This window comes from Caldimonas sp. (genome assembly GCF_046289365.1).
Lineage (GTDB): Bacteria > Pseudomonadota > Gammaproteobacteria > Burkholderiales > Burkholderiaceae_C > Caldimonas.
Window position 1 is genome coordinate 1 of sequence record NZ_JBKBVU010000205.1, and the last position, 5,548, is coordinate 5,548.

At 70.2% G+C, this 5,548-nt stretch carries 4 protein-coding genes and 1 pseudogene; 3 read left to right on the plus strand and 2 right to left on the minus strand.

Translation table 11 applies throughout. From position 1 onward, the window contains the following. The 3 genes and pseudogenes from ACK42S_RS15270 to ACK42S_RS15280 form a co-directional block, all read left to right on the plus strand. A pseudogene (locus ACK42S_RS15270) lies at positions 1-522 on the plus strand (peptidoglycan-binding protein); the annotation flags it as partial. An 89-nt stretch (positions 523-611) separates the two neighbouring features. Beyond that, the gene (gene dprA, locus ACK42S_RS15275; RefSeq protein ID WP_409709412.1) at positions 612-1,730 is read left to right on the plus strand and encodes a DNA-processing protein DprA; all 1,119 of its coding nucleotides are present in this window, start codon (positions 612-614) and stop codon (positions 1,728-1,730) included. 74 nt (positions 1,731-1,804) lie between these two features. Then, positions 1,805-2,257 (plus strand): DUF494 family protein, encoded by a 453-nt coding sequence (locus tag ACK42S_RS15280; protein WP_409709415.1) that lies wholly within the window; start codon positions 1,805-1,807, stop codon positions 2,255-2,257. Positions 2,258-2,303: 46 nt separating this feature from the next. Here the strand turns inward: ACK42S_RS15280 and ACK42S_RS15285 are convergent, their stop codons facing one another. Next, positions 2,304-4,580, minus strand: coding sequence for a DUF1631 family protein (locus ACK42S_RS15285; RefSeq protein WP_409709418.1), 2,277 nt, complete (start codon positions 4,578-4,580; stop codon positions 2,304-2,306). Between the two features lie 46 nt (positions 4,581-4,626). Then, the coding region (gene secF / locus ACK42S_RS15290) for a protein translocase subunit SecF (protein WP_409709420.1) at positions 4,627-5,548 on the minus strand (922 nt) is incomplete at its 5' end.

The window sequence follows — 5,548 nt, forward strand, 5'->3', positions numbered from 1 at the left end:
GCCCGAGCGCTGGTCGACCCCGACACCCAGGAGGTGCTGGGCTACGAGGCGGCCTACGTGGGGGCGGCCACCTATGTGCGCCCGGGGCGCACCACGGCCCTAGGCGAGATCGTGCCGGCCACGGTGGAAGTGCAGTCGGTGCGTCTGGAGATGGGCGTGGGTGACCGCCTCGCCCCGCAGCCGCCGCGCGAGTTCATCAACTACGTGCCCCACGCGCCGCAACAGCCCATCGAGGGCCGCATCGTCTCGATCTACGGCGACGGCGCCACCGCTGGGCAGAACCAGGTCGTCGCACTCAACAAGGGGGCGCGCGACGGCGTCGAGCGCGGCCATGTGATGGCCCTGTGGTCGGCCGGCCGCGTGGTCAAGGACAGCACCTCGCCGGACAAGGCCACGCTGCGCCTGCCCGACGAGCGCCACGGCCTGCTGTTCGTCTTCCGTGTGTTCGATCGCATGTCCTACGCCCTGATCCTGAACGTCAAGGATCCGGTGGTCGTGGGCGACCGCTTCACCCAGCCCTGAGCCCCGGCCCTGATCCGGCCGGGGGCCCCGCCGTGCGGCCGCGCGTGGCCTCGGCAGGGCACCAGCCGCGCCGGGCACCTCCTTCCCGGATGGCTGCGTCCGCCTTGTCCCCCGATGAACTGGCCGCCTGGCTGCGGCTGCTCGAAACCCCCGGCCTGGGCCGCGAGGCGGTGCGCCGCCTGTTGGCCGCCTTCGGTTCGCCCCAGGCCGCCTGCGCCGCGCCGCCCGAGGCCCGGCGCCACCTGCTGTCGCCACAGGCCGCCCAGGCGCTGGAGCAATGCCCGCCGCAGGTGCCGGCCCTGGTGGAGCGCACCCTGACCTGGCTGCGCAACGATGCCCGCCACCATGTCCTGACCCTGGGCGACCCCGCCTATCCTTCCTGGCTGCTGGCCACCGCTGACCCGCCGGTGCTGCTCTATGCGAGGGGAGACCTGGCCTGGCTGCAGGCGCCGTCACTGGCCATCGTCGGCACGCGCCACCCCAGCCGGCAGGGACAGGAGAACGCCCGGGCCTTCGCCAGCCATCTCAGCGAGGTAGGTCTGACCATCGTCTCCGGTCTGGCCCTGGGCATCGACGCCGCCGCCCACGAGGGCGGTCTGAGCGGGCCGGGGCGCACCGTCGCCGTGGTCGGCACCGGGCTGGACCAGGTCTACCCCCGCCGCCACCACGCCCTGGCCGAGCGCATCGCCGCCGAAGGTCTGATCGTCAGTGAGTACCCGCTCGGCACGCCTCCCCTGCCGTCGAACTTCCCACAGCGCAACCGGCTGATCGCCGGGCTGAGCCGCGGCACGCTGGTCGTGGAGGCGGCGGTGCGGTCCGGCTCGCTGATCACCGCGCGGCTGGCCGCCGAACAGGGCCGGGAGGTGTTCGCGATCCCGGGATCCATCCACGCCCCGCAATCGCGCGGCTGCCATGCCCTGATCAAGCAGGGTGCCAAGTTGGTCGAATCGGCCCAGGACATCCTGGAGGAGCTGCACTGGGCCGATGTCCGCCTGCCGGCCCGGGCGCAGCCGGCGCCGTCGGACCCTGGCGAGTCAGACGACCCTGTGCTGGACGCCCTGGGCCACGATCCGGCTTCGCTGGACGTGCTACAGGCCCGCTGCGGCTGGCCCACCGACCGGCTCAGCGCCCGGCTGCTGGAGCTGGAGCTCGAAGGCCGGGTCGAGCGCCTGCCCGGGGGCTTGTATCAGCGCTGCCACCGGGCCTGAGCCGCCGATGTCCCGGCGGGTGGCAGCGGTATTCCGCCCTTGCCGGGCGGGTCGCCTCGGGTATAGTCAGACACATGTTCGATGTGCTCGTCTACCTCTACGAAAACTACTGGCGACCCGACGCCTGCCCGGACCACGATCAGTTGACGCGCAAGCTCTCGGCCGTGGGGTTCGAGAACGAGGAAATTCAGGAGGCTCTGACCTGGCTGGACGGGCTGACCGTGTCGGCCCAGGCCCACGCGAGCGCCCAAAGCGCCTCAGGGGTGCGGGTGTACACGACGGCCGAACACGAGCATTTCGGCCCCGACTGCCTGGGCTTCATCAGCTTCCTGGAATCGGCCGGCGTGCTGCCCGCGCCGATGCGCGAAATGGTGATCGACCGTGCGATGGCCATCCCCGGCGGCCCGGTGTCGCTGGAGGATCTGAAGATCATCGTGCTGATGGTCTTCTGGAGCCTGGGCGAGGAGCCCGACGCGCTGATCCTCGACGAACTCTTCGTCGACGCCCAGGACCGACTGATCCACTGAAGACCCGACGCCCGGCCTGCCTGGGGAACCCGGCGGCGCCACGCGTTCAGTTCAGCAGGCGGCTCGGGTCGGCATCCAGTTTGGCCAGGGCATCGCGGGTGGCACGCACGGTGAGCGCCTCCTCCTCGGCCGGCACGAGCAGACCGGCCTGCAAGAACGCGGCCAGCCGGTGCTGCTGGAACAGCACGCAGCGCCCCGACGGCGCGACGAACAGGCTGAGCTGTTTGCGCAGGCCCTGCCAAGCCAGTTGCACCGCCTCGTTGCGCCCGCGGTAGTCCAGCTTGAACCAGGACCCGACCTGCAGGCCGCGCGCCCAGGCGACCATGGCCGGGCTGGGCACCGAGCCGCCCTCGGCCACCACCTCCAGGTCCGAGGTCTCGTGGCCGGACAGGTCGAGCACCATCGACTCGTCGATCTCGACCTCGGCATCGGGCAGCATCTCCTCCAGCGTCTCCAGCCGCAGCATCAGCTCGTCCAGGCGCTCGGGCGGGATGGCCGCGGTCTTGGCGGTGAAGGCCGCCGCCAGGGAGTTGTTGAGGGTCTGGATGTGCTCGTCCTGTTTGTCCGCGGGGACGCCGGCGCTGGCCATGCCCTCGCGCAGGGTCTTGAGCAGCGGGGGCAGGCGGCGGATCACCTCGGCACGCTCCTCGCGCGACACCTTGGCGCTGGCCGACCAGATCAGATCGGCGGCTGCGCGCTTCATCGCCTTGGTGGGCTCCCCGTTGGCGCCATGCTTGACGGCCGTCATCGCCAGCACGTCGGCCCAGATCTGGAACAGGAAATCGCGCACACCCTCCTGCACCGGCACCTCGTTGAGCATCTTGCGCAGCTCGATCGTGTACTGGATGGCCAGGATCTCGCGCTGCTCGACCTGCTGGGCCAGAGACACCCCTCGCCGCGAGGGCTCGTGCTCGTTGCGGAAGTAATGGTCGAGGAACTTCTCGAACTCCACCAGCACGGTCTGGAACACGCGCCGGCCGGTGTCCGGATAGGCCTCGACCACCTGGACCACACGCTTGATCTCCTTCTCCAGCGTCTCGCTGGCACCGGCGGTGGCGTCGTCGAAACCCATCACGCAGGCGCCCATGCGGTCGATGAGCTTGCGCGCCGGATGGTCGATGGTGGCGAAGAAATCGGGTTCGCTGATGGCCACGCGCAGCACCGGCATCTGCAGGCGTGCAAACCACACCCGCACCGACGCGGGCAGGCGCTCTTCCATCAGCAGGCTCTGGAACAGCAGGGCCACGATCTCGATGGTGGCCCGCTCGATGGGCGACTCGGCCGCCTGCTTGAGTGCCTGCTTGCGCGCCTGCAGGCCCTGCACCAGCGTCGCGGGCTGGACGTCCTGGCCGGCCTGGGCGCTGGCCTGGAACTGCTGCGCCAGCTCGCGCTCGGCATGGGCCATCGCCTCGGACAGCCGCGGCGACGCCGGGTGCACCTGGGCGGTGGCCTCGAATTCGGGCACCTGCCGGCCCACCAGCCGGTTCAGCCGCCCCAGCACCGCCTGGGCCTGCTCGGACGCGCGCAGCAGGTTGGACGCACGCGTCATCAGCCGCGTCTCCTCGCTCACGCCGTGCAGGCTGCCCGTCCCCGACCCGCTGGGAGCGGCGCCGCCGGCCAGGGCGGCGGCCGCTCGTCCTGCGGAGGCAGCCACGCCCGTGTCCCGGGCCCGCCGGATCAGCGGGCGCAGGTCGATCTCGGGCAGCACCCCATGGGCGATCAGCCACTTGTTGGTCTCGTGGTAGGCCAGCACGAGCAGGTGGCCCAGCTCCTCGTGCAGCACGGGCTGCAGGCAACGCCAGGCCTCCAGTCCCAGCCCGGCGCTGCGCCAGGTGCGCAGGATGAGCGCGGCGATCGCCTGGGGGCGCAACAGGTCCGACGGTGGCAGCTCGTCCCGGCGCTCCAGCGCCACGATGCGCGAGCGCAGGTCGGTGAACTCCGAACTGGCCTGGTCCATCGCCGCCAGGGCCAGCCGCGAGCTCAGGATCTCGTGCTCGATGGTGGCGTCATCGACCAGCGACAACTCGGCCCCGCGCGACAGGCTGGCCATCACCGTGGGGGTGACCCCGGTAGACGACAGGGCCCCCTGCCAGGACTGGATCTGCTCAGCGAGCTGGCGGTGCCAGGTCTCGCGCAGACGCTGAAGATCGGCCCAGGCCTCACGGCGGCGCAGCAGGAGTTCGGGCGGGGCCGGCTGGGTGGCCAGTTGCTTGGCCCCCTCCTCCACCGCGGTCATCGCATTGGAGGCCCCATAGAGCACCACGTTCAGGAAGGTCCTGCGGGCCTGGGCAGCGAGCGCCTTGGGGTCGGCAGGGATGGTCATGGTCAGGGGGACGGGGCCTGCGTTCGCAATGTGGTTGCGTCGAACTCTACACCACGGCACCCGCGTTCGGGTCGTCCGGATCGGTCTCCTTGCGGGTGGGCGAGATCAGATCCTCACGCTTGACCCCCAGCCACATCGCAGTGGCCGCGGCGACGAACACCGAGGAGTAAATGCCGAAGCAAATGCCGATCGTCAAGGCCAGGGCGAAGTAGTGCAGCGTGGGGCCGCCGAAGATCAGCATCGACAGCACCATGATCTGCGTGGAGCCATGGGTGATGACGGTGCGGCTCATGGTGCGCGTGATCGCGTTGTCCATGATCTGCGCCGTCGTCATCTTGCGGTACTTGCGGAAGGACTCGCGGATGCGGTCGAAGATCACCACCGACTCATTGACCGAATAGCCCAGCACGGCCAGCACCGCCGCCAGCACCGACAGCGAGAACTCCCACTGGAAGAAAGCGAAAAAGCCCAGGATGATGATCACATCGTGCAAGTTGGCGACGATGGCGGCCACCGAGAACTTCCACTCGAACCGCAAGGCCAGGTAGATCATGATGCCCACGATCGTCATCGCCAGCGCGATGGCGCCGTCGCGGGCCAGTTCGGCGCCCACTTGCGGGCCGACGAACTCGCTGCGCTGCAGACGCAGCGGCTCGCCGCCCGCGGCCTCGCAGACCTGGCGGCTGACCGATTCGCCCTTGTCGGTGACTTCCTGGCGCTGCGCCAGGCGGCCGTCCTCGGCTCGGCACAGGGACTCCATGACCCGGGAGACCACCTCCGACTGCGGCACGTCGCCACGCAGCGGCACGCGGATCAGCACGTCGCGCGAGGTGCCGAAATTCTGCACCTGCACCTCGCCGAAGCCCAGCGACTCGATCTGGCTGCGCACCTTGCCCACATCGGCCGCCTGAGCGTACTGCACCTCCAGGACGGTGCCGCCGGTGAACTCGATCGACAGGTGCAGCCCG

Coding starts and splice junctions, on each gene's coding strand:
- ACK42S_RS15285 (WP_409709418.1), bottom strand. CDS start 4,580: ATGACCATCCCTGCCGACCCCAAGGCGCTCGCTGCCCAGGCCCGCAGG.
- ACK42S_RS15280 (WP_409709415.1), top strand. CDS start 1,805: ATGTTCGATGTGCTCGTCTACCTCTACGAAAACTACTGGCGACCCGAC.
- dprA (WP_409709412.1), top strand. CDS start 612: ATGGCTGCGTCCGCCTTGTCCCCCGATGAACTGGCCGCCTGGCTGCGG.